This is a genomic window from Pseudoalteromonas sp. S1609, from assembly GCF_005887255.1.
Taxonomy (GTDB): domain Bacteria; phylum Pseudomonadota; class Gammaproteobacteria; order Enterobacterales; family Alteromonadaceae; genus Pseudoalteromonas.
In genome coordinates, this window is the sequence record NZ_PNDJ01000023.1 from 20,170 (window position 1) to 43,002 (window position 22,833).

Consider the following 22,833-nt stretch of genomic DNA (forward strand, 5'->3'; position numbering starts at 1 on the left):
CAAACAAATACAGCTAAAAATTATTAAAAGCTATATTGTGCACCTAGATAAACATAGCGGCCTGCACCGCCGCCGTAACGGCTATAGAAGTTCCCTCGACCACTTGGGTAAAATGCCCCTTTGTCGTCAAATACATTATTAATCCCGCCAAATACACGTAAGTCACTCTTATCAGTCAATGCCATAGTGTAAGACGCTGATAAACTATGCTTTAAAAATGAGCCGTAGTTTTGGTATGCCAGTGGCTCAGGGTTAGCAATACAACCGGCACCGCCCTCAGCACAGCGCTCATCATTTGCAGCAACATACTCAAGGTAGTCTTTCTCATCTTCTTGGCTTGCTTTAAATGCGCCTACGTAATTCGTACGCCAGCGGATACGTAAGTCATCCATTTTCCATACAATCGACATAGCGGCTTTATCTTTTGAACGACCGTAGCCCGCATACTGTGAAGTAACACTGTTACCATCTAACCCTTCATAGGTTTGTGAGTTTTCAATAATGTGATTGTAATCAAGCTTAAATGACAGGTTACCATAGCTGCCTATGTCATATTTGTAAGTTGCAACTACATCGTAACCGCGCGCTGTTAACTCATCTAAGTTATATTCACGCTGTAGTATTTTTACAATGTTACCTTCGTCGTTACGGGTAATATCGTTACAGTATTCGTTATCACTACCCCATGACGCTTCTGAGTCATAACATTCACGCATGATGTTTTCGTTACTTATTTCATCAATTGCATCAACAATGGCAATGTCGTAGTAATCAACCGCTAAGTTAAAGCCATCTAAAAACTCAGGAGATACAGTAATACCAAAGGTATAGGTATCTGCTGTTTCTTCTTTTAGGTTTGGATTACCTGTATTTGGCGAATAGTTATTATCTTCACTTTCAAATTCAAAGTCAGGATCATCAGCCAGCTTTTGTGCCAAGGTTGGCTCTAACCGACAGTTATCGTGTCCCGGGTTTGTTGATGTTGCTGTTAAGCCATCACAAATATCATCGAATGAGTCATAGTCACCTCGTGGTGGTGATAATAGCTCTGTAATTGTTGGGGCACGTTGTGCACGCGCATAGTTAGCACGTAGCATGTATCCATCAATTGGCTGCCACAGTAAACCAAGCTTATAACTAGCTACAGTACTAATATTTTCCATGCTGTAATTAGCTAAACGCAACGACGTTTCTGCTGATAAACTTTTAGCAAATGGCACGTCTTTAAGTAGTGGCACTGCAAGCTCTGCAAACGCCTCATACACTTCTACTTCACCATAAAAAGAAGGCACAACGTTAAACGTAATACCGCCCGCTTTCATATCATCACTGGTATCTAGGCTTTGCGAGTCTTTACGATACTCTGCGCCAAATACTGCAGACACATTGCCTGCTGGTAATTCATATAAATCACCGGTGATATAACCCATTACCGTATACTGTTGAATCTTCGTATCAATAATTGGATTTGTACGGATCCAGTCAGCCATTTCAGGGGTAATAGACCCTTCACCAAATAAATTAAGTGGGACACATCCTTGCGCTCGCGCTTCGGCGTCTTTACATTGAATAGTGCCATCGGCTAGCTTTTCAGCTTGCAGGGCTTGGTTAACACGTACCGTGTTTAACTCGTTACTGCGGATTTGATGCTGTTTAAATTGACCATATCCGGCAGAAATATCCCAATCCCATGTATCATCAAACATCATACCTTGCAGGCCAGCCCAGGTACGAATAGTCGTACGGTCGTTATCAGTGCTGATATTACCTACTTCACCAAAACGACGATCCCAATAAATACGGTCTTTGTATGGGTTACTGTCAATAATTTCTTGTGGCACATACGGGTTATCAATAGGAATATAACCTGGCGCAATATCATCGATAGGATCCCCTGTCACTGGGTCGTAGCGAGGTACAAATGCGCGCTCATACTCATCCTCTGGTGACTTGTTGTTAAACGAACCACTCTTACTGTATTGCATTTGGAAGTAACTCATGATGTCGTCTGTTACATCATAATCGACTTTTATTGCAGTCGAAAAGTTATCACTCGGCACATCAAGCATGACGTATTGCTGTGAATTAATACCATAAATTTCTTCATTGCCTTTCCAATCATCACGTAGCGTTTGACCGTCGTACCAAAACTGAGTGTCGTTATTATTATTCTCTAAAAATACACCGCCTAAAGTGCCATCGCTTTTGCTTGCCCAATCAACTTGTGTAATACCACTCATACACTGATAGCCATCAGCAGTGTACATTTGATTACACATCAGCTCATCATCGTAACTATGCGCCGCTTCTATTTGCGCTCGGTCGCGATCGTAAAAGGTCATACCAAAATCACGATCCCAGTTTGAGCTAACAAATACATAACCGCGATCATCAGCAAATGACGTTCCGTAGTTTAAATCAAGCGTAAATTCGCGACCGCCACCATCTGTTGTTTCACCGCCTCGGGCTTGAAATTCAAAACCTTCTTTTTTTGACTGGGTAATAATATTAACTACACCAGCAACCGCATCAGCACCATAAGTGGCCGACGCACCACCACTAATAATTTCAACACGTTCTACCATGCCACTAGGAATAGTATTTAAACTGACATAATTACCACCGTAACTATTAGAGACAACACGGCGGCCATCAATCAATGTCAGCGTTCTATTAGCGCCTAAATCACGAAGCTGGACTGTTGATAAACCGGTAGCAGAGATACTTGATTGGCTGGTTGTGTTACCAATACTTTGGCTCAGTGCAGGCATATTATCGATTAATACATCTGAAAGATTGCCTAAGCCTGTATCCTGAATTGATGCTCTGTCCATGGTAACCAGCGGAGTCGTAACTGAAAAGCTATCACGCTTTAAACGCGAGCCTGTTACTGTTATTTTCTCTGGTACTTCTTGTACCACTTCTTCGCTTGCCTTAGCAGTTGATTGACGAGCAATAGCCTCGTCATTTGCTATTGCTTGCCCAGATAAGCTTGCTGTTATAGCCAATGCTAAAGCGCATTTTTTGGTTGATATTTTACTCACAGACTTCCCTCATTTTTTATTATCCCATTAGTAGCTTTTTTATTAACTTTTTAGTTATTAAATCTGTTTTGTACTAATTGGTTTGTTTTACTAATAACAGGTTGTAAGTAATCGTGAATAAAAGCACAATGAGAGGTGTCTCGTTTATATCCCTATTTTACATCTATTTAACATCTATTTATTTATAATCATGGACTTATATTTATTGTGTTAGAATGTTGTAAAATTGAATATTAACTAATTATCGTGTTACTTTGCATTAAACAACACGTACAAACATCGCTAATAACTCATACTAGGAAGAGGTTTAAATACACATACTATGAATACTCAACAGCCTTTTTCAATTGGAAGTTGCCAAATATCGGCGTTTGAAAATAAGCTGTTTTGTGCTGATAAAGCCTGTATTTTACAACCTAAATTTATAGAACTGCTGACCTACTTAGTAGCGTGTTATCCAAGTGCGGTGAGTCGCGAACAACTAATCGAAAACGTATGGGATGGTAATCAATATGTGGGTGAAAAAGCACTCACTAATGCCATATGGCACCTTCGCAAAAGCTTTAAAGAACTTGACCCCGACAACACCTATATAGAAACACTGCGTAAAACAGGTTACCGCTTAGTGCAAAAGCCTATAATGCCAAACGCACAGAACAATATTAATGCTTCCCCTACTCGCCCTAAATATATTTTCGCTGTAGTCATGGCTATCGTGGTCTTGTTATTCGCTGGTGTCTGGGGTTATAGCGCTTTTAGCGATGAAAATAAGCCACTTGCGCTATCGCAACAAGCAGAGCGGTTATACGATCATGTTGAAACCATTACTACCAGCCCAGGACGAGAGCTATTCCCCGCTATATCCAGCGACAGTCACTTTTTAGCATATTCTTGGCGCCGCCCTGGTCATAAAGCAAATTTATACTTACGTGATTTACATTTACCCGAACAAGCTGCAATAGCACTTACCGACACCCCATTCATTGAAGGGCGAGCGGTATTTAGCCCCGACTTAACTTTTATTTATTATTATCGCCGTATATCTGGTCAAGGCTGTGAGGTTATTCAGCAAAATATTGCCTCGGGAAATACCACTATTTTAGGGAAGTGTGGTAACAAAGCGAGTACCGATATAGACATAAATGCCCTAGGCACTAAACTGGTTTATATTAGTGAAGATGATAAAAATAATCTGACTCAACTTAACCTTGTTGATTTAACCTCATCGCCATACACAGTTACTCAAATACCTTGTATTTCAGCATGCCAATATACCGATGAGTCGGTTGTATTCTCCCCAGATGCAACTCAACTTGTAGTATCGCGTAACTTACCAACGGGGTTTGAAGAACTATTTTTAATAGACATAAAAACAGGTAATGCAAAGCAACTAACCACTGGGTTCATTGATATGAGAGGCGTTGATTGGCACCCCTCTAAAGCGCAACTCGTTTTTTCTGGTGTGAAAAAAGGTAAACGCCAAGGGTACTTTTATAACCTTAAAACACAACAAATGATCAATGCCCGCATAGATGGCTTAAGCTACCCAGAGTTTGCAAGTGATGGCAGCTTATATTTTCATCAGTGGAATATAGACTCGGCTTTAATGCGTTTAGAGGTTAATAATGCAGTTGCAAGCTCCCCTTTCCCAGTGCTATCAAGCCACTTTAGTACCCGCTTTCCTGATTATAACAAAGCCAGAAACAAACTCGCGTTTGTCTCTAATGAGTCGGGCTCAATGGAGTTGTGGACCGCAAATAAAGACGGTACCTCTCGAAAGCAGCTCACTAATCTCAATGCCAATATTTACAACCCGGTATGGTCGCCAGATGGTGATTATATTGCTTTTGTTGCCTCGCATCCTAGTGGTCATGCGTTATACCTGTATGACTTTAATAAACAAACCAGTGAATTATTACCTACGGGCTTTAGCGATCATGGTAAACCGAGCTGGGCTGCAGATAGTAAAAGCGTATTAGTTTCTGATGATCAGCACGTGTATCGCTTAGACTTAAGCACTAATAAGCTTATACAAGCTGTAGAGGCTCCCACGCCATACGCTTATGAAAACAAGCAAGGCGCTTTAATTTTTGCCAACCAAGCAACCAATCAACTATGGATCAAAGACCCTAAAAGCCAAACTGAGCAACTACTAGTTAGCGATATTAATTTATCAAATCATAATTCGTGGTATTTTTTTGAAGGCGATACCTTAGCGACATCACGTATTTACTATTTTAATGTAAAACAAGGTGATTACCGATTAAGTTATTACGACCTCTCAAAAAAAGATCACCATGATGTAATAAAGCTTCCTGAGCGCGCATTTAGCCGTACTTCTGGCTTAACTTATATTACGAGTGCAAACTGGCTGGTGTACTCTTCGTATAAGTCACCACAAATTGATATAAAACGTATTAACCATCAATATTTGCCATAAGGGTAACAGCTTAAACCAAATTTAAAAAATTAAGCTTCCTAGGGTTAGCGCGTACAAACCCGTTTGGTATAATTAAACAAACCAATCTTAAGAGGATACGCTAAATGCCACACATTATTATTGAACACTCAGAAGATCTGCCTTTATTACCTCAGGTTCTAGTGGAAAAAATCCACACAACAACATTTGAAAGTGGCTTATTTGATTTAGAAACAATAAAAACTCGTGCTATTGCGTATCAACATTACCAATTAGGTGTGGGTAAAGAGGGGTTTATTCATATTGCAGTACATATTATGGCTGGGCGCTCTATTGAGCAAAAACAAAAACTAAGTGAGCAGTTACTAGCGTGCCTACAAACATATTGTAGAGCTTCTGATAGCTTAAGCGTTAATATTTACGAAATGAATCACGAGATTTATCGTAAAAATTAACCGCTGTTAAAACATCATAGTTATAGGCAAGTGCTCTATAACTATGATGGTATCCCCGCTCTGCTAATTTTTATAAAACCGCGGTTAAAGCGTAAACTTACCTAGTAAATCCCTTAAAATATTCGACTCTTTATTTAAGCCACTACAAAGCTGCTCTGACTTTTTCATATTTTCTTTGGTTTGCTCTGCCGAGTCGGAAATCATCACAATATTTTGGCTAATTTCTGAGGTTGCTAACGTTTGCTCTCTCGTTGCGGTAGCCACCGAGTTATTTAACTCGCTTAACAGTACAATTTCCTGTGAAATACCATTTAATGTATGGCCTGTTTCTTTTAATCGCTCGGCATTTTCTAAGGTGTTTTTGCTACCCAATTCAATCGCAGTTACCGTGCTTGAAGCTTTAGCATTTAACGAAGCAATCATCTCATTAATTTGCTCTGTAGACTCCGCAGTACGCTGTGCAAGCGTTCTCACTTCATCAGCAACTACTGCAAAGCCACGCCCTTGCTCGCCAGCTCTCGCCGCTTCAATTGCCGCATTTAACGCCAATAAGTTAGTTTGCTCAGAAATCCCTTTAATAACATCCAATACATGAGAAATTGATTTAATCTCTGTCGAGAGCTCTAACACTGAGGCCACAGAATTGGCCATCGATGCTTCCAGCTGCTCCATTTGTTTAATTGTGCTTTGCACAAAATCAACGCCTTTATGTGTAGTCTCTTCGGTTTTAGTAGCAATATCTGCCGCATTGCTGGCACTGCCAGAAATATCTTGAACCGTAACTTCCATCTCATTAACCGCTGCCGCCACCGTTTGTGTACTCGATGACTGTACCTCAGCTAAATTAGCCGCTCCTTGTACTTGCTCAAGTACATCTTGGGAAATACCTTTAACATGAATTGCCGACTCAGAAACCTGTTTAAACATATAATGTAACTGCTCTAAAAACAGATTAAACTTAATCGCTAAATCGGAAATTTCATTATTATCGTCAGTAGGAAGTCGCGCCGTTAAATCGCCATCTTTTTCTGTTAACGCATTCACTGCTGCAGTAATGCTTTCGATTGGCCTAAATATTTGCCCTACCAACACGCGTGCTAACGCTAAACCTACAAGCGCAATAATTACACCAAAAATGATATTAGTACTAATAGCGCTATTAATTGGGCCATATAATTGCTCTTGGGGAATTTCAGCGACTAAGTGCCAGCCTAATGAGTTTACTGGCGTACTTGAAACAACATAGTCATCACCATCAATTACTTTACTTTGAATTGCCCCATTTTTAATCGGCGCCAAGTCAACTGATTGCCCTATTTTAGTTTTATCACCATGCAGCATAATCTCGCCACTACCAGAGACCAAATAAACAATGCCGCCCTCACCTATTCTATATTCACTTATGAGATCCACCATAGAATCGAGCGAACGGCCTATTCCGGCAATTCCTTGTCGTTGCCCATCAAACTCAATGGCATAATTAATAAATACCATTACCTCAGAGCTGCCTTTATCTATGTCGAGCGCAACTTCAAATGGCCTATCCGATGCTAAAAAAACATCAAACCAAGTATCACTGCTGTCTATTTGTCTGGAAATACCCTCATCGGTGTAATAGTTGCGGGAGTTTTTAGAAATAATATATGCGTTACTGGCTTGGTTTTTATTTTTTATATGTTTGAGGTAATCAATAAATTTACCGCGGCTTTGTGCATCTTCATTATTATTCATCCATTGTTGAACAAATAAGTTTTGCGCTATTTCCTTGCCTACAATAATGGGTGTAGAAAGCTCCAATTCAATTTGGCTTTTCACTTCACTAAGCGCTGTAGGTAGATCTACTTTAGCTAGCTTTTCTTCTGTATTTGAGCGAATACTATTGGAAAATATTAGAGTAGATATTGCTAAAGGAGCAACAACAGCCAGAATAAGACTGAGGTATACTTTTCGTTTCAATAACATAGAGCACCTAAGAAGTAACTAAGCGAAATTTTATATACTGCACACAATTAACAGTAGCGACATTAAAGGTCATAAAGTAAAGATTTTTATAATAAAACCCCATAACACTTTAATAGTAGATCCAACTGTGTTTATTGCAATGTATTCAATAGAATTAATACAAAAATCAGTGCACTGGTGAAAAATACGATAGAAATAATAAAAATGAATTTTATAAACTAGGAAAATGAGTTTCTATTTACTTGGAAAGCTTTGAAAAGTGGTGGCCCCTCCCAGACTCGAACTGGGGACCTAACGATTATGAGTTGCAAAACAAGGACTTACTACGAGTTACTTTTTGATAAAACTATTTACTAATTTTCATAGCTATATCATAGGGTTATTGAATAAACCCTACCTCTGATGCATAAATCATTATGTATTTCAGAACGTTAAATTTTACGTTCAAAGTAGCACAGAGGTAGCACCATATGTCAGACACAAAATTTCGCTTCACAGAATTGTCGCTTGAAAAGATAGAATCAAACGGTAAACGCACTCGTTATTATGACAATCTATTGTCAGGACTCATTTTAGATGTGAGCGTAGCTGGTAAAAAATCATTTAGAGTTTATAAAAAGATACCAGGGCGAGACACCCCGATTAATGTCACCCTTGGTTACTTTCCATCAATTACACTTGATGATGCAAGGCGAATGGCTAAAAAAGTAATGGCAGATATCGCAGAGGGTATAAACCCTAACGACCTTAAGCGCCAATTTAGAGCCGCTTCTATTACCCTGAAAGAAGCCTTTGATTCATACATCGAATCTAGAGATCTAAAGCCTATAACCGAAAGGGGGTATCAACAAAAAATAGATTGCTACCTATCAGATTGGCATAACAAACGCCTAGCCGATATAAATCAAACAATGATTTTAAAGCGCCAACGAGAAATAACCTCTAGAAGCCCTGCTCAGGCAAATTATACCATGCGCCTAATGCGTGCTTTATTTAACTTTGCTAAAGCTGAATACAAGTCTTCAGAAGGTCGCTCATTATTTCCAGAAAACCCTGTAGATACACTTTCTGAAAAACGAAGCTGGAATAATGTAAAGCGTAAAACAACAAGACTGCGTCGTTCACAACTAAAACCATTCATAGACGCATTATATGAAGTAAGAAATGAAGCTGCTAAATACCGTCAAAATAGTCGTGTCGGTTTTTGTGATTATCTGGAGTTTTTAACCTTTTCAGGCCTGAGAAGGTCTGAGCTACTGCAACTCCCATGGTCACAAGTACACCTTGAAGATAGGATATTCATTTTAGAGGATACAAAAAATGGCTTGGACGTTGAGTTTCCTATTACAGATCGATTAGCTGAGATATTTAATCGACGAAAAGAATACAAAGTATCTGACTATGTGTTTGGCACAAACTGTAAAAAGGGGTACCTAACTGATCCTAAAAAAACGTTGAAACATGTATGCCAAATTGCAGGAGTAAAAATCACTTCGCATGATTTACGCAGAACATTTACATCTATGGCTGAGAGTAGCGGTGTATCAGGGTACCTCCTAAAACGCCTTCTAAACCATATTACAGATAAAAGTGATGTAACTGCTGGCTATTTAATTTTAACCGCTGAGGAGCTTAAAGAGCCAGCAGAAAAAGTAACAGAAACAATAGCCAAATATGCAGGTTTGATTGAAGAAAAACCTGATGATCAAATGAGTGAAATGAAAAGTCTCTTAGCAGGCTTAACTAAGGAACAGAAAGTTGAGTTGATGAGCACTTTGTTAAGTTGATATTTATAAATTTCTTCTAAATCAAAAAAGTCCCTATACGGGACTTTTTATTAATTATCGTTGACCTACAGGTGCTTTGTTTACTACCTGTACTTGAGAGGAAATTGCTCGCTCAATAACTTGATTATAAACTCGCTTTTTCTCACTTGAACTTGAGTCAAGTACAAAGTCTGAAAGCTTAGAATTTTGAGCTTGCTTTGGCTTTATTAAATTTGAAAACATAGGTACTCCTAAAGCTCGTTTTTTGAGCTGAATGGCGATTCTATCAGGCTCTGTAGATCTTCTCTAGTGAATTTTTCATCTAAATGATGCTCAATAGCCTGAACGTTATCATGATAAAAACGTGTTCGACCCTTATTATTCTTAACCAATAAATCTACTTTAATTTGACTTCCAAACTTTAATTTAAGTTCCTTGATAACATTTTGTGATGCAAAAAATTGATCTATAAAAGTATTTGGTAAAATCCTACGCCCTTCTAACTTCTCTCTGGCTTCAACAAATTCCCATGCATACTCTGGCTTTTGGTACACAAACAAAATAAGCACTTTTCGACCTTTACGAATAGAACGCTCAATATTTTTTTCTGCAACTTCATAACTTGCCAAGGTACCATCTAACAAAAATGACTGCTTGTTTTTAAAAGCATGATCAAGTGTTCTCTCAACAATAAAAGATACAGCACGATGAAATAAATAAGAATTATCACCTGTATAACCTGGTATTAGTTCTCTTAACTCATCTGGATCAAGCCTGAGTACATTATCAGCACCAATTTCTTCTAAAAAAGCTTTTGAAGCTTCAGTTTTTCCTGCGCCAGGCGAACCTGCCATAAAAACAGAAACCGGCCTGTTATCGGGAGGAAACCGATCTTTATCTGTTAACTCGCGAGCTATACGAGTCCTATTATTTTTAGCATAGGCAATTGCCTGTCGCTCTAATTCTTCGGGTGTCATATGAAGCCTTATGATTCTCTATTCATTATGTCACTTAAGTGCCTATTAGCAAGTGATTCAAATTCTGAATATACCCTATGAGTTTGGGCAGCCTCTTCTCGTTTTTCTATTGGTGCATTAGCTCTTTGCCTTTTGTCGAAGAAGTCATCAGGGAGAGCGATTCGGGCAAGGTCTTCAATTCGCTTCTTTGGCTTAAAATTATGCTTTGTGCTTGCAGAAGAGAGTGCAAACTTCAAAGTTCTATTTTTATCAATGATAAGATAAAGAGTCATCCCCACAGCCTTGTATAACTGAAGGTCTTTGATGTAAGGCAGGTTCTTCATGTACTTTTCGTACTTATAAGTTTTGTTATTCACAGTTAAGTGTCCTTAATAATAAGATTTTTGGATATTGAGAATTTAAGGTATTAAGTCGGGAGCTAGAGGCCTTGATAATAAAGGGCTGCATTGGTGGTACTGTCCTTCAGTGACAAACTTTTGCACGCCAGTGACAAACATTTGGTTCTCAGTGACATAAAACTGTTCGCCAGTGACAAACTTTTGTCCGCCAATGACATTACCAGAAACTACTTATACATAATTTTTAAGCAGCCATACGCTAGCCATCTCTCCCGCGAAGTAGGTAGTTGTTAGGCGGAATGACGATACCTTTATCCTTTTTATCTAAACGGATGCCAGAGTGAGGATGGCATTCAAGAATGAAGTCTAAAGCGCACAAAAATCGCCGTTTGAACCTACTCAGAGCAAGCCTGTCTAGGTAGGGAAAAACATCTTTGTGGAGGGTTCCCCAAGGGACAAAAACAATTTTTTCACGTCCATAACCTCGTCGTATGAGATACAAGTAGAGATCATGGGCGAGGACTATGTCTTTAGCTCGAGCAAGTTGAAGGAACCTTAAATCAATGGGAATAATGCTTTTATCATCAGCTATCAGCGCCTTAAAGCTGTTCGAGGGGGTATAGAGAACCTGTTTATATTTAGCATTGAAATAGCCAATACCATACTCATCGTTGATCAAACTATCCGCCTCAGCGAAAAATCCCCTTCTTCGCATTTTATCTTTTGATTTATTAGTCGGGACAACTGTAAATGTCGTATCAAATACTCTTTCGAGAGAGAGTAAAAAATTAGCGTATGTGCCACCTGATATGCTGTCTTGTCCTGTTATTTGCTGAAATAGCTCACTTACAGATTTGGCTATGACGTATGAGGGAAGCTCTGGCCTTCTACTGACTTGTGTTGTTAGGTGAGCAATGATCAACCTTGCATAGTGACCATGAGGCAAAATTTGAGGACTGCTCAACATTACAGTTTTGTATTTGCCAAAGCCTTTGACAGTCGATTGCTCAAGCTTTTTAAGGGGCAAAATACATGGATCAATCAAAAAGGCTGGGTATGAACCAAAAGTTCGCTCTTCGATAGGACAGTTGGTGATTATTTCTTTGCTGTTTAGTGTGAAGGCCATTAGTAATATACCTCCCCACTACGAATTAAAGGCTGCGTTTCAATCCAGTGGTGGAACTCTGATATAGGAAAGAGTGTTTTACCACCTTGCTTGATATAAGGAGGCAGTGAGTGACGCGCTTTTGCTTGCCTGTTCTCACTTAGCTTATTGTATAAGGTTTGCTTAGAGCAGCATAAAGCTTCTGCAACTTCATCTGCTGTATAAAATTGAGGTTTGATTTTCGGCATAAAGCACTCCGATTAATTACCATTTAGTTTGAGTGCTTACTATTATTCACATAAATCTTTTTTATTCTCAGAAAAACCCCCCTGACTTTTTATGGGTTTTTTATAAGTACAAAAAATATCAAAGCATTTAACATAACCAAAAAAGAGAAAGTAAAAGCAAAACAGCATATCTGCTATGGCAGTTCTTAATTAACCTTTGAGATAATTTGTGTTTTACTGGAAAGGTGGATAAAAAAACAACAAATAAGGATTGTAAAATGCAAATTGATTTACACCACGGTATGACATGGGTTATAGCAAGAGCTGCTGGATTTTCGGTAGAAGAAGCTACTATTATTGCTCACGCATCTCAATATGTGGATGATGCAACAAACTATGGTCATATAGAGTTCAGTAACGGCGCTGCGTATGAACGTATAGCTACAGCTCATAAAATGTTGGATTATAAAAACCTAGACAGCTTGAAGAATATGAAAGTCTGGGTACCATTCCATTTTCTTCCTGGTAACGGTGGCCTACCTGCTGGTCAAAACCCATCTGGAACATTCATTAAAAAGCTGGTGTGTAAACCTGGTTCTTATATTTCTAAAGATATGATTGATGAATGTATTGCAGAAAAAAATCGACCTTATGGTTTACATCGATTAGGAATTACCTCTCATGTTTTTATTGATACTTGGGGGCATCAAGGCTTTGCAGGAGTCAATCATGATGTTAATAAAGTTGAAAATATTTTAGATCGAAATGGGCACCCAGAGCTTGAGCTTACGGAACGAATTTCAGGTTTCTTTTCTGATATTTTTCAAGATGATATACCTAGCCTAGGCCATGGCCAAGCACTTTCTAATCCAGATCTTCCCCATCAAGAGTGGAGCTATACCAATGGGTTAGGGGAAGAGGTAGTGAGAAATAATACTGTAGACTTCTTAATAGCTGCAAATGAGTTATGTAAAGCCTATCAAAGATACTTAGATATTGAAGAACATGGACTACCTGAGGAGTTAAAACTTGAGATATCTAAGTGTTTTATAGAGTTTGATATGAACGAAGGCGAAACTCGCCACAAGCTTTGGCTAGAAGCAATTGAAAACGATAGATTCAACTTAGGTGCATATACCCTTGATTATATAGCTAAAGGAGAAGGTTCATGGAAACATCAAGCTTTAGGGACCACTCTAGCTAATGGTGATGAAGACAAATATGAATTCACTGCCGACTTCATGACATCAAACTGGAAGTATTTTCATGATGCAGCAAAAAAGCATAAATTAACAATTATCGATGATATTTTACCTCAATACGGGATTTGTGTAGGTTAATCTAGAAGCTTTGGGTAGCTTAGGGGCAAAACCTACTACCCTTAATTAACTAATTATATAAAAGATAAATGCTACTAAAGGGATGAATGGCCTCACTTCAACTTTTTGAGTAAATCTAAAAGTAGTATTAAATTACTCCTTAAAATTAGGCATGCCTAATTTTGAACACTACCTTATTCTTTAAGTGATTAGTAATAGGTGTCGTAAAGTTCACCACGTGATTGTGCATCTTCAGCTTCTTCACGCGACATAAATTCACCATCAGCGATAATATTGCCCATACCATCATTCAATTTATCTACTTGCTCGTTTTCTTTCGACGACTGCTCATCACTTGTAAATATACTTACCAGCAAGTAGATAGCCCCGACTAATACACACACAAATGTTTCAAGCATATTCATTCCTCTCCAAATTCAAATTACCCACGAAAGCAAAAACTAAGAATTCCTTAGTATCCAAATTCAATTAAAGCTAAGAAACTCTTAGTTTTCAAGTTAAGAATAATAAATAATGAAAACTAATGACGAGTCACCATTTCCAAAGCGCTTAAAAGAGGCAAGAAAAACCAAAGGACTATCACAAAAACAGTTAGGAATTTTAGCTGGAATGGATGAGTTTTCTGCATCAGCAAGAATGAACCAATACGAAAAAGGAGTACATGCCCCAGACTTTAAAACAGTAAAAGCACTTGCTGATATTTTAGAGGTGCCTACTGCGTATCTATATTGTATCGAAGATAAATTAGCATTGGTTATTTTAGAGTCTAGCTCTTAAGGCAGCCGACTCTAATAATTGAAATATAATTATTTATCAGACTTGGTTAGGATAGCTAATGGCGCACTACAATGATGCTTAAGTTGCTTATCAGCACCCTTATCTAAATCATATCTTGGTGAACAAGCCAAATGTTTCCCCTTTTCATCAAAAATAACACTTTCTGTATTAGTGACAAAAATAAACTCTTTCTTACCCGTGTAAACGATTCTACCTTGTAAGTAATTACCATAAGCATCAATATAAACTGTACACCCCGAGACCTTACTATATTCTTCTTTTTTTACTTCTTTAAAAGACCCACAAACACCATCCCCTATTAACTTAGCGCCATAAGACTGACCAGCCGAAAAGAATATTGATAAAATACCCCAAACAACCCACAGCAAGGTGGATATAGATATCATATAAATGATCAACCCTATAAATGCGAAAAAAGGATATGCGAACAATTTTTTTAAGCCACCAGGAATTTTTTTAAGCCAATTGAACACCCTACTTGGCTTATTTTTATTCTTTTTTGATAGTTTGTGCTCAAAAAATAAATACCAATAGAGAGCAACAATAAGACAAAGTACAGAAATACTTTCCCAACCCATTTTGAAAAACTTCGCTACCTCGTCCATCCAGTTCTCGTGCATAGTACGGATAGCAAACATAGTCATATGTGTAGTTTCTTGATTACTTAATTCAACATTGGAATTGCCTAATCCTATAACCTCTATAACTCCCTTCAAAAAGCTATAACCTGCATAATGATTAATAGCAGCAATTGCACCGCCTAAAATAGCTAAGATTGACAGTTTGGTCGCAATTCTCTCTATTGTTTCGCTTTTTCTTTTAGTCTCTTCAGTCATTCAATATTCCTTGTAATTGAAACTAATAATTATCATGCTTAAAAGTGTGAATGAAGTAATAAATCACTTTTAAGTTAATTAATTAAACCATTTCAAAATGAGGCATCATGAGCAATTGCCTCCTCTTTTCTGGGCTTCGCCCATATCCCGCTATGTAGAAGCCTAAAATAGGCTTGCACATAGCGGGATATGGGCTCTAGAGCATCTTATACGCAGTTTTTTATTTGCAGATTGAAATTTAAATTAAAGCTGCTAATCTAAATATTAATCAAGCCCTTCGGGCAAGAAAAAAACAGGCGCTTTTCTGCTGCCTTCAACACGTCGTTACATTCTCTGTAACCCCCACTTCAGAAGCTTTCAGCTTCATCATAAAACCAAGTCTTTTGATTTTTAGGCGCGATCAGTCCGAGCCTTACGCATGCGTAAAACAGGGGCGAATAGGCGTTAGCCGCTGAGCTTTATCAGCCAGTTTTTCTTACAATCACACCGGAGAATAACTATGACCTTTAATGCTAAAGCAGAAGCACTGCGCCTAAAAAGTGAGAAAAAATTGATCAGTAAAAAACGATTTAAGTCATCCAAGCTAGATAAACATAAACAACGACTCCTAGCTCTTTACGAAGAGGATATGAGTATAGCCAATCTACAACGGTGGCTCTTGCGTAAAGGAATGAGAGTACACTGGACAACTGTAAAACGTTGGATACAAAAGAATGCCTAAGTTCGCAAAACCAGAAACGCAAGCGGAGAAGCTGGCTAAAAACTTGTATAAGCACAAAATTATTAAATCTCTAGGTACCGCTCGAAGCTATAAAACTGCACTTATAAAAGTAGCTCGTTGGTCAAAAGATATTGGGGTTAATGGAGTACAGGGAATGAGCCTTCAAGGTGCTTATAAATATCTTGATTACCGCAGTGAGTTTGCAGGCCAAAAAACACTGGATATGGAACGACAAGCAATTCAAGCTATGTTTAAACTCAACGGCAAACTTGGCTCTAAAGAAACACTGACTGTAATAAAATCCGAAAAAGAGATAATCGAAAAGTCTCGCGCCTATACTCCTGCTCAAGCTCATGCAATCAGTGAACATCAAACCCGAAAATATAATTTATCTACTCAAATAGCCTACGCAGCAGGCTTAAGAGCCCATGAGCTTTTAACGATTGCCAGAGTATCAGAGCGTAAAGCTGATAGCCGCCCTGCGTTAAACAGTAAATGGCTTGGTCGAGAAGGTTATATTTATACAGTAAAAGGCAAAGGCGGCCTAATCCGAGATGTATTAATACCTAGCACATTAGCTACACAGTTAGAACAAAGGCGCTTAGCACAGCCTATAACCGTTCGTGACAGGGAAATTAACTATTTGCAACGCTACGATCTTGGCGGTGGCCATAAATGGTCGTGCTCATTCTCTAAAGCATCTAGTCGCACACTCTTTTTTTCTAATGGCGGTCATGGCCTTAGGCATAGCTACGCGCAAGAGAGAATGGATGAACTTAAAGGTTTGGGGCTTAGTAGGCAAATAGCTCTTGAAACAGTGTCACAGGAGCTTGGTCACTTCAGGGCTGAAATTACTGAGGTTTATTTAAGGTAATAACTTTTTCCCGAAGCTTTAAAGCCTTTTGATGCTGCAACCATACAGTATAGATTTTCAAGACAAACCAGTATTTAATAATCAGAAGCATGAGCAGCACAAAAATATAACCTATTTAAAGTGCAACCTTTCAGCCTCGATTTGAGCGAAATGTTCGGGACTATTAACCGAAATTGAAGGGCAGTTTTTACTCAGTTCTAATCGATATAATCTATCTAAAGGGTTTTCAAGTTTATTTCCTACATAATTTTCTGGCTCTTTCCATTTAGCTGGATAATAATTACACAACGTTTTAAAGAAAAATGCCTTCGGGGTTAAGATCCGATCTACAGGCCATCGATTTTCAGCATGAAACCCAATATGAAAATGAGCAGCTGGATGATAAAATTTACAGTGTTGATCTAAAGATAAATCGTAGCGAATTACTGGAATATCACTCATAAAATCAGCCTCTGATGTGAGTTGTTCATATTCGATTTCAGAAATTTCATCATTTTGGAGTAATTCCAAGGCATCTCTACGATCTGATAGATACCCAGTAAATCTATATGGATTTGGATAATAAGCTAATCTCACGTCACGTTCAGGCTCTGTTTCCGTAAACTGGAACACTGCTTTATCAGTTAGCATTAAATTGAATGATTGATAAGAAACAATAGCATCATATACTTCCTTATAAGATTTAGCCCGACGGGTCATATGCTTTACTTCTGCAGGAGCAGTAAAAGAGTTACTGGCACCTGCTTGCAGCAATAACCCATATTTATCAGCTAAAGCGATAGTCGCCTTAATACTTTGATTAAAGCTTTGACGAATCATCGGAAACTGCACCTTTGAAATCAAATCCAAATTCTATTTGCAACTGCTCTTTTGTATAGCCTTGCTCTATTAGCTCACTATAAGCCTCTTGGATTTTTAATATTTGCTGAGGTTTTTCATCATGGTCCCTTTTTATTTTTTCAGTATCAGGAACTGTGAATCGTAAACTCGGACTATTGGCTATGCTTTGCTTAATTTCAGAAAAGAATCCTTCAACTCTACTACCTATCCCACTAACTTTTAACCAAGCCTTAGTTCTAGTAAATGCGGTGAATATTTTATTTCTACCACTCCGAGTATTTCGTATAGGGAAAAGAGCATCAAGACCAATTGCGTATACCTCTATTGATTCATTACCTTTAGCTCTATGCACTGTAGTGAAGGTAACCATATCTTCTAACTTGAAAGGTGGAGCAGCTGAGGAAGATGTCAGCAAATTATTCGAACGTACCCCCCTAAAAGAAAGTATTTTGGATAACTCTGAAAAGTATGCCTTCGCATTTCTATCATCCATTGAAATTACCATAATGTCATGAGGCTTGAGACCTTGATTAATTGAGCTCTCAATACTGTTCGCGATCCACATACATTCTTTTTTAAGGTCACTCGCTTGATATAACTCTATTAGCTCATCAGGAGTTTGCTGTTCATAAATTGATAACGGACTGTTTTGCCTATCTCTTGTGATAACGGTTTCATCTCCAACGGTTAAGTCGAATCCATCTTCTAAGCGATAACCAACATCATTCCAGTGAGCTTCATTCTCAAGTGTTTGTACTGGCGACTGGCTATATAATCCAAAGCCTAATGCATGCGCAGTGATGAGAACTTCTAAAGGGTTTCTGTAGCATTTATATAGTATTAGGTCATTTGTTTGCCCAAACCCTAAACTTTTACTTAGCTCTTTGAGATCTATTTTTGGCTGACCACTTTCGTCATGCCCAAACAGTTCCTCAGGAGTTCTTTGATAAACGTTAAAAATAGACTGCAATTCATCATAACCCCATATAATATTCTTAAACTTAGCTTCATCACCTTTTGATAATTCAAAACATAATTTGAAAAAACTATTCGGTAAATCCTGTGCTTCATCTATTAATATGTAATCATATTTACTTTTTACTGGTCGTAATAGAACATGCTTACAGACTTCATTGAATGGGTCTTGGCTGTTAAGGGCTTTAGCCTGAGGGAAAGAAAGAGGGTTTATATCATTATCTATACACGCATTATAACAGACACCATCAATAGACTTTCCCCCCCATGCATGATGGATATCTATCATCTCCCAATTAGGCTCTGAGCCAGCAAAGTGACGATAAAATTTACCGATCATTTCTACTATTAATCCATACAAACTTTTTGTATAAAAAGTGAACAGTATCTTTTTGGCCGGATGTTGTAAGTGTATATGGGCAACTTTCATAGCAAGTACAATCGTTTTACCAGATCCCGCTAAACCTCTAATTCTTTGAGGGCCATTTATTAAGCTAATAGCTATTTTCCTTTGCTCAATATCAAAGTTAGCAATTTCGTTTTCTAACTTTATTAAGATGTTTAACTTTGATCTCGGATCTTCTGAAATTTTATTACGCTTTATTGACTTACTAAGCGCCTTAGCACCTTCTATTATTGATCTAACTTCACTAAAATGTTCTTCTGAAATAGGCTCTTCAAGATGAAGATCTGAAAGTACATCATTTATTCCAGTCAAAGAAGTTAGTATTTCACTATCACCTTCGAATTCAACATCCTGATTACAGAATAAATAGCTTTCAATATCAACAGCAAGTTTTCTCTTATTAATTCTCAGCATCTTGCTTTTTTTAATAGCAGCCTCTATGAAATTATAGACCTGACTTAAATTTTCATCATCACCTTCAACAGATGAAGCTGTTGTAGTAGAAATAAGCACTATTCCATGATTTTTCGATAGGAGGGCTATTTTAGATTTTACAGAGTGATCCTCATAATCCTTGAAAACAGGAAATCCATAATAAAGAATAGCGTCTTCAATATTAAGACTGTCCTTGTTACTTTCGAGAAAATTAAGTAATTCGTTATCGATACCTTGAGGTTCAATCTCTGTTGCTATTATCTTTTCCAAGATGATGTCCATTTTAATAAATATAGATGCATATTAAGATTACCATCAAAGGTAAGCTAATTGAACTGGTTTAATAAGAGCATTCTTAGGGTGTCCATTTGGTAAATTTCTAGATATACATATGAACAAAATTTTTAATAATTGATATGGAAGACTAAATCTCCCATTAAACGGAGTCATATGAATAATAGGAGCTCTATACTTAAATCTTGCTTAAATGCTTTAAATATAATTATACTGAAAAGTAGCACAGAGGTAGCACAGGGTAATTTCTGTTAGTAGGTGTTTACTTGGAAAGCTTTGAAAAGTGGTGGCCCCTCCCAGACTCGAACTGGGGACCTAACGATTATGAGTCGTGTGCTCTAACCAACTGAGCTAAGGGGCCATTTTTGTATAACTGTAAGCAGTTAATTTTTGAAGCGTTTAGCCACAGAGCGACTAAAGCGGGTTGCAGTATAAAAAGTTTTTAGGGGCTTGTCACTAGCAAAAAGCTTTATTTTAACAATCAAGGGGCTAACTGCTCAAATAGTAGGCTTTTAGATTTATTGATGGTGACTTCGAGGAAACGAACTCATTAAATAATAGTAGTCTGAGTAACTAATACACATACCTTACGATGGCAATTAGCAACTCAGTATTAAATGTATTACTGCGATATGGCGTTATTTTTTGGCGATAATATAAATCGCATGAATTAGTCCTGGGAAATAGCCGAGCAAGGTTAGCAAAATATTTAACCAAAAGTGCATCCCTAACCCCACCTGTAAAAATACACCCAGTGGTGGTAATAAAATAGAAAAAATAATTCTGATGATATCCATAATTTAATCCTTATAATGTTAGCAAAGCAAAAAGCCCAGCAGGGCTGGGCTTTCAGTATAGTGTATTATTCTGCAATAACAGTTAATTCATCAACTACTTCGCGAACATCTTCTGCGTTTTTAGCAATTTCCATCGCTAATTGCTTTTCAGCATCAGACTCAACTGAACCTTTAAGAGTTACTACACCATTATCGGTATCAACATCAATGTCTGTACCACCTACTTCAGAATCAAATAAGTAACGCGTTGTGATAACTGTTGTGATTTTGGCATCGGTCAAATCACTCTCCGTGTCGTTACCCATCATTTTAGAATCATGCTTCTTCATGTCGGTGTTTTTTACCACAGTTAGACTGTTTTCAACGTCAGTTACACCATCTAGGCTTAGCACGAGTTCTTCAGCAAGTTCTTTATCTACGTCGCTGTTTACTTTACCTGTTAGCATTACCTTGCCGTTTTTTACGTCCGTGTTGATATCAAAGTTGTTTAGATTGGTGTTCATCAGCAGTACTGTTTCTGCCTTTCCATCAATCCAAGCATCTTTGCTTTCGTTTTCCCAACTGCTTGCTTGAGCACCCATTGCGGTTGTTCCTAATACTAGGGCTGCAATCATAGACTTATTAAATGTTTTCATAATCGTTCTCCATTTGATTAAAGACACTTTAACTAATGCGAACATCGGGCCAATGTTTTTTACATATAAATTTCAATGATTTAGTAAAAATAAGTCAATACTGACTTAAACCTACAAAGTAAACATTTACAGACCATTGCGTAAAACTTTCTCGAATAGCGAAACTTACTAAATAATTGTATATTTGGTTAATCTGTCGTTAATATAATAAAGAGTGAAGAAACAAAAAACATAAAGCACTGATTTTAAATAAATTAATATTTGGTATAAGGCTTGCTCTGAAATAGCCAGCAACCTTAAAAGGATAATTTAAATGTCTGTTAAAATTGAAGACCGCCCTATCGAGCAAGTTCGTGAGCAAGTAATTGATCAACTCATTTATAATTACAGCCATGGTGTCATTTCTGTAGAAGCATTTGAAAGGCGCTTAGACGATGCAATGGCAGCGAGTAACAATAACGCGCTTATGGCCCTTGTTGAAGATTTAACCTTAAATACTGATCAGCAATATAAGGCACAAAAGCACTCGCAGTTTGCACCTAATTATAGTGCGCAGCATGAGGGGAGTGAAGAGCCACTCACATTAAGAAGCATTCTTGGTTCAAGTGAACGAAGCGGCCAATGGGTAGTGCCTCAAAAAATTTATATAGAAAACTACATGGGGTCAATCAATCTTGATTTTACGGATGCTATTTTTACCCACCAACATGTCACTATTCACGTTAATTGTTACCTTGGCAGCGAAGAAATATATGTACCTGAGCACGTTAATGTAGTTTCTAAAATGTTTTGTATTTTAGGCAGTTTTGAAAATAAAACAGTTTCACTAAATAAGCGCCAAGGGCCAACGATTCAAATTGAAGGAAAAACTGTTTTAGGCTCTGTAGAAGTTAAAGTTAAACGCACTATTAAAGAAAAATTTATTAGCTTTGCAAATGATCTAAAAACTCAACTTGGTATGAATGGTAAACATTATTAAATATGCTAAACATTTGATGAAGCCAAAATAGTTGGCTTCATTCATATTATAAGTCGTTATTTCGCTCACTAGGTACATCACTCATATACTCTACAAACTCAACCTCAAACCCTGCGGGATCAATATAATAAATGTTCTTTCTAAATGGATTTACAGCGCCTTGCTTACTTATTGCAAAGCCCGCATGCTTTAAGCGCGCTATTACTTCATTTAAGTTATTGGTTACATAGGCAAAGTGTGCCAAGCCAATTTGATGCCCTGATAAGTCACGATTTTTCCCTTCACCGTGATCGCTTATAGCAATATATTGATCGTTATCACCAAAATGTACCCAGCGCCTTGCTTTACCATACCAGGTTCCTTCTCCCTCACTTCTAATTGACCAATAGGGAAACGCTGCTTGGTAAAACTTAAGCATGGCGTTTATATCACTGACAACTAAATTTACGTGTTCTAATTTCATAATTTTCTTCCTGTTAATTGAATATAGAACATCATAAAACCTCAAGCTCACTTTAGGTAAAGCGCTAATTTACAAATTTATTGCTTGTTTTTATTTCGATAAATATATCGAAAGATCATACTTGTACAAAAAACACTCATAAGTATT

Annotated in this window: 22 protein-coding genes and 1 tRNA gene; 8 read left to right on the forward strand and 15 right to left on the reverse strand. The window is 37.7% G+C overall.

Annotated elements, in window-relative coordinates:
- Positions 1-23: 23 nt before the first annotated feature.
- Positions 24-3,044 (reverse strand): TonB-dependent receptor domain-containing protein, encoded by a 3,021-nt coding sequence (locus CWB76_RS07465; protein WP_138606557.1) that lies wholly within the window; start codon positions 3,042-3,044, stop codon positions 24-26.
- Between the two features lie 322 nt (positions 3,045-3,366).
- On the opposite strand from CWB76_RS07465, the gene CWB76_RS07470 reads away from it, so the two are divergent.
- Together CWB76_RS07470 and CWB76_RS07475 are read left to right on the forward strand one after the other, a co-directional pair.
- The gene (locus CWB76_RS07470; RefSeq protein ID WP_138606559.1) at positions 3,367-5,484 is read left to right on the forward strand and encodes a winged helix-turn-helix domain-containing protein; all 2,118 of its coding nucleotides are present in this window, start codon (positions 3,367-3,369) and stop codon (positions 5,482-5,484) included.
- 104 nt (positions 5,485-5,588) lie between these two features.
- A complete protein-coding gene (locus tag CWB76_RS07475; RefSeq protein ID WP_008114843.1) occupies positions 5,589-5,918 on the forward strand; it encodes a 5-carboxymethyl-2-hydroxymuconate Delta-isomerase in 330 nt (109 codons plus the stop codon).
- An 84-nt stretch (positions 5,919-6,002) separates the two neighbouring features.
- Here CWB76_RS07475 and CWB76_RS07480 read toward each other — a convergent pair whose 3' ends face one another.
- Positions 6,003-7,880 (reverse strand): methyl-accepting chemotaxis protein, encoded by a 1,878-nt coding sequence (locus tag CWB76_RS07480; RefSeq protein WP_138606561.1) that lies wholly within the window; start codon positions 7,878-7,880, stop codon positions 6,003-6,005.
- Between the two features lie 470 nt (positions 7,881-8,350).
- Here CWB76_RS07480 and CWB76_RS07485 point away from each other — a divergent pair, with 470 nt between their 5' ends.
- Positions 8,351-9,667 carry a tyrosine-type recombinase/integrase gene (locus CWB76_RS07485; RefSeq protein ID WP_138606563.1) on the forward strand — a complete coding sequence of 439 codons (1,317 nt, stop codon included), beginning with the start codon at positions 8,351-8,353 and terminating at the stop codon, positions 9,665-9,667.
- Positions 9,668-9,721: 54 nt separating this feature from the next.
- On the opposite strand, the gene CWB76_RS20055 is transcribed toward CWB76_RS07485, so the two are convergent.
- From CWB76_RS20055 to CWB76_RS07505, 5 genes are all read right to left on the reverse strand, one after another.
- Complete coding sequence (locus tag CWB76_RS20055) at positions 9,722-9,889, reverse strand: hypothetical protein (protein WP_164835547.1); 168 nt, start codon at positions 9,887-9,889, stop codon at positions 9,722-9,724.
- An 8-nt stretch (positions 9,890-9,897) separates the two neighbouring features.
- Positions 9,898-10,623 carry a zeta toxin family protein gene (locus tag CWB76_RS07490; protein ID WP_138606565.1) on the reverse strand — a complete coding sequence of 242 codons (726 nt, stop codon included), beginning with the start codon at positions 10,621-10,623 and terminating at the stop codon, positions 9,898-9,900.
- A gap of 8 nt (positions 10,624-10,631) precedes the next feature.
- Positions 10,632-10,979: a hypothetical protein gene (locus tag CWB76_RS07495; RefSeq protein ID WP_138571284.1), complete on the reverse strand. Its 348-nt coding sequence runs from the start codon at positions 10,977-10,979 to the stop codon at positions 10,632-10,634.
- Positions 10,980-11,220: 241 nt separating this feature from the next.
- Positions 11,221-12,087 (reverse strand): hypothetical protein, encoded by an 867-nt coding sequence (locus CWB76_RS07500; RefSeq protein WP_138606567.1) that lies wholly within the window; start codon positions 12,085-12,087, stop codon positions 11,221-11,223.
- Entirely contained in the window at positions 12,087-12,314 is a 228-nt protein-coding gene (locus CWB76_RS07505; RefSeq protein WP_138571282.1) for a helix-turn-helix transcriptional regulator, read from the reverse strand. The genes CWB76_RS07500 and CWB76_RS07505 overlap by 1 nt, the downstream gene beginning before the upstream one ends.
- Positions 12,315-12,571: 257 nt before the next feature.
- Here CWB76_RS07505 and CWB76_RS07510 point away from each other — a divergent pair, with 257 nt between their 5' ends.
- Complete coding sequence (locus CWB76_RS07510) at positions 12,572-13,633, forward strand: DUF6765 family protein (protein WP_138571281.1); 1,062 nt, start codon at positions 12,572-12,574, stop codon at positions 13,631-13,633.
- Positions 13,634-13,821: 188 nt separating this feature from the next.
- On the opposite strand, the gene CWB76_RS07515 is transcribed toward CWB76_RS07510, so the two are convergent.
- Positions 13,822-14,031, reverse strand: a complete 210-nt coding sequence (locus tag CWB76_RS07515) for a hypothetical protein (RefSeq protein ID WP_138571280.1) — start codon at positions 14,029-14,031, stop codon at positions 13,822-13,824.
- A gap of 115 nt (positions 14,032-14,146) precedes the next feature.
- On the opposite strand from CWB76_RS07515, the gene CWB76_RS07520 reads away from it, so the two are divergent.
- Entirely contained in the window at positions 14,147-14,410 is a 264-nt protein-coding gene (locus tag CWB76_RS07520; RefSeq protein WP_138571279.1) for a helix-turn-helix domain-containing protein, read from the forward strand.
- Between the two features lie 29 nt (positions 14,411-14,439).
- Here CWB76_RS07520 and CWB76_RS07525 read toward each other — a convergent pair whose 3' ends face one another.
- Complete coding sequence (locus CWB76_RS07525) at positions 14,440-15,267, reverse strand: hypothetical protein (RefSeq protein WP_138571278.1); 828 nt, start codon at positions 15,265-15,267, stop codon at positions 14,440-14,442.
- 499 nt (positions 15,268-15,766) lie between these two features.
- On the opposite strand from CWB76_RS07525, the gene CWB76_RS07530 reads away from it, so the two are divergent.
- Both CWB76_RS07530 and CWB76_RS07535 read left to right on the forward strand, forming a co-directional pair.
- Entirely contained in the window at positions 15,767-15,988 is a 222-nt protein-coding gene (locus CWB76_RS07530) for a hypothetical protein (RefSeq protein ID WP_138606569.1), read from the forward strand.
- The gene (locus CWB76_RS07535) at positions 15,981-16,862 is read left to right on the forward strand and encodes a site-specific integrase (protein WP_138606572.1); all 882 of its coding nucleotides are present in this window, start codon (positions 15,981-15,983) and stop codon (positions 16,860-16,862) included. Before CWB76_RS07530 ends, CWB76_RS07535 begins: the two co-directional genes overlap by 8 nt.
- 111 nt (positions 16,863-16,973) lie before the next feature.
- Here the strand turns inward: CWB76_RS07535 and CWB76_RS07540 are convergent, their stop codons facing one another.
- The 5 genes from CWB76_RS07540 to CWB76_RS07560 form a co-directional block, all read right to left on the reverse strand.
- Positions 16,974-17,681: a DUF2290 domain-containing protein gene (locus CWB76_RS07540; protein ID WP_138606574.1), complete on the reverse strand. Its 708-nt coding sequence runs from the start codon at positions 17,679-17,681 to the stop codon at positions 16,974-16,976.
- The gene (locus CWB76_RS07545) at positions 17,662-19,788 is read right to left on the reverse strand and encodes a DEAD/DEAH box helicase (protein WP_138606575.1); all 2,127 of its coding nucleotides are present in this window, start codon (positions 19,786-19,788) and stop codon (positions 17,662-17,664) included. The genes CWB76_RS07540 and CWB76_RS07545 overlap by 20 nt, the downstream gene beginning before the upstream one ends.
- A gap of 308 nt (positions 19,789-20,096) precedes the next feature.
- Positions 20,097-20,173: transfer RNA gene (locus CWB76_RS07550), tRNA-Ile, on the reverse strand.
- A 277-nt stretch (positions 20,174-20,450) separates the two neighbouring features.
- Complete coding sequence (locus CWB76_RS07555; RefSeq protein WP_008466367.1) at positions 20,451-20,609, reverse strand: YqaE/Pmp3 family membrane protein; 159 nt, start codon at positions 20,607-20,609, stop codon at positions 20,451-20,453.
- A gap of 65 nt (positions 20,610-20,674) precedes the next feature.
- Positions 20,675-21,244, reverse strand: coding sequence for a BON domain-containing protein (locus CWB76_RS07560; protein ID WP_138606577.1), 570 nt, complete (start codon positions 21,242-21,244; stop codon positions 20,675-20,677).
- 313 nt (positions 21,245-21,557) lie between these two features.
- Here CWB76_RS07560 and CWB76_RS07565 point away from each other — a divergent pair, with 313 nt between their 5' ends.
- Positions 21,558-22,223, forward strand: coding sequence for a LiaF domain-containing protein (locus CWB76_RS07565; protein ID WP_138606579.1), 666 nt, complete (start codon positions 21,558-21,560; stop codon positions 22,221-22,223).
- A 46-nt stretch (positions 22,224-22,269) separates the two neighbouring features.
- Here the strand turns inward: CWB76_RS07565 and CWB76_RS07570 are convergent, their stop codons facing one another.
- Positions 22,270-22,686: a VOC family protein gene (locus CWB76_RS07570; protein ID WP_138606581.1), complete on the reverse strand. Its 417-nt coding sequence runs from the start codon at positions 22,684-22,686 to the stop codon at positions 22,270-22,272.
- Positions 22,687-22,833: the final 147 nt, after the last annotated feature.

What these genes read in the sequence shown, in the direction of transcription:
- CWB76_RS07530 (WP_138606569.1), top strand. Translation starts at nt 15,767, where the DNA reads ATGACCTTTAATGCTAAAGCAGAAGCACTGCGCCTAAAAAGTGAGAAA.
- CWB76_RS07515 (WP_138571280.1), bottom strand. Translation starts at nt 14,031, where the DNA reads ATGCTTGAAACATTTGTGTGTGTATTAGTCGGGGCTATCTACTTGCTG.
- CWB76_RS07490 (WP_138606565.1), bottom strand. Translation starts at nt 10,623, where the DNA reads ATGACACCCGAAGAATTAGAGCGACAGGCAATTGCCTATGCTAAAAAT.
- CWB76_RS07525 (WP_138571278.1), bottom strand. Translation starts at nt 15,267, where the DNA reads ATGACTGAAGAGACTAAAAGAAAAAGCGAAACAATAGAGAGAATTGCG.
- CWB76_RS07485 (WP_138606563.1), top strand. Translation starts at nt 8,351, where the DNA reads ATGTCAGACACAAAATTTCGCTTCACAGAATTGTCGCTTGAAAAGATA.
- CWB76_RS20055 (WP_164835547.1), bottom strand. Translation starts at nt 9,889, where the DNA reads ATGTTTTCAAATTTAATAAAGCCAAAGCAAGCTCAAAATTCTAAGCTT.
- CWB76_RS07500 (WP_138606567.1), bottom strand. Translation starts at nt 12,087, where the DNA reads ATGGCCTTCACACTAAACAGCAAAGAAATAATCACCAACTGTCCTATC.
- CWB76_RS07540 (WP_138606574.1), bottom strand. Translation starts at nt 17,681, where the DNA reads ATGATTCGTCAAAGCTTTAATCAAAGTATTAAGGCGACTATCGCTTTA.
- CWB76_RS07535 (WP_138606572.1), top strand. Translation starts at nt 15,981, where the DNA reads ATGCCTAAGTTCGCAAAACCAGAAACGCAAGCGGAGAAGCTGGCTAAA.
- CWB76_RS07505 (WP_138571282.1), bottom strand. Translation starts at nt 12,314, where the DNA reads ATGCCGAAAATCAAACCTCAATTTTATACAGCAGATGAAGTTGCAGAA.
- CWB76_RS07510 (WP_138571281.1), top strand. Translation starts at nt 12,572, where the DNA reads ATGCAAATTGATTTACACCACGGTATGACATGGGTTATAGCAAGAGCT.
- CWB76_RS07480 (WP_138606561.1), bottom strand. Translation starts at nt 7,880, where the DNA reads ATGTTATTGAAACGAAAAGTATACCTCAGTCTTATTCTGGCTGTTGTT.
- CWB76_RS07555 (WP_008466367.1), bottom strand. Translation starts at nt 20,609, where the DNA reads ATGGATATCATCAGAATTATTTTTTCTATTTTATTACCACCACTGGGT.
- CWB76_RS07565 (WP_138606579.1), top strand. Translation starts at nt 21,558, where the DNA reads ATGTCTGTTAAAATTGAAGACCGCCCTATCGAGCAAGTTCGTGAGCAA.
- CWB76_RS07470 (WP_138606559.1), top strand. Translation starts at nt 3,367, where the DNA reads ATGAATACTCAACAGCCTTTTTCAATTGGAAGTTGCCAAATATCGGCG.
- CWB76_RS07570 (WP_138606581.1), bottom strand. Translation starts at nt 22,686, where the DNA reads ATGAAATTAGAACACGTAAATTTAGTTGTCAGTGATATAAACGCCATG.
- CWB76_RS07520 (WP_138571279.1), top strand. Translation starts at nt 14,147, where the DNA reads ATGAAAACTAATGACGAGTCACCATTTCCAAAGCGCTTAAAAGAGGCA.
- CWB76_RS07475 (WP_008114843.1), top strand. Translation starts at nt 5,589, where the DNA reads ATGCCACACATTATTATTGAACACTCAGAAGATCTGCCTTTATTACCT.
- CWB76_RS07560 (WP_138606577.1), bottom strand. Translation starts at nt 21,244, where the DNA reads ATGAAAACATTTAATAAGTCTATGATTGCAGCCCTAGTATTAGGAACA.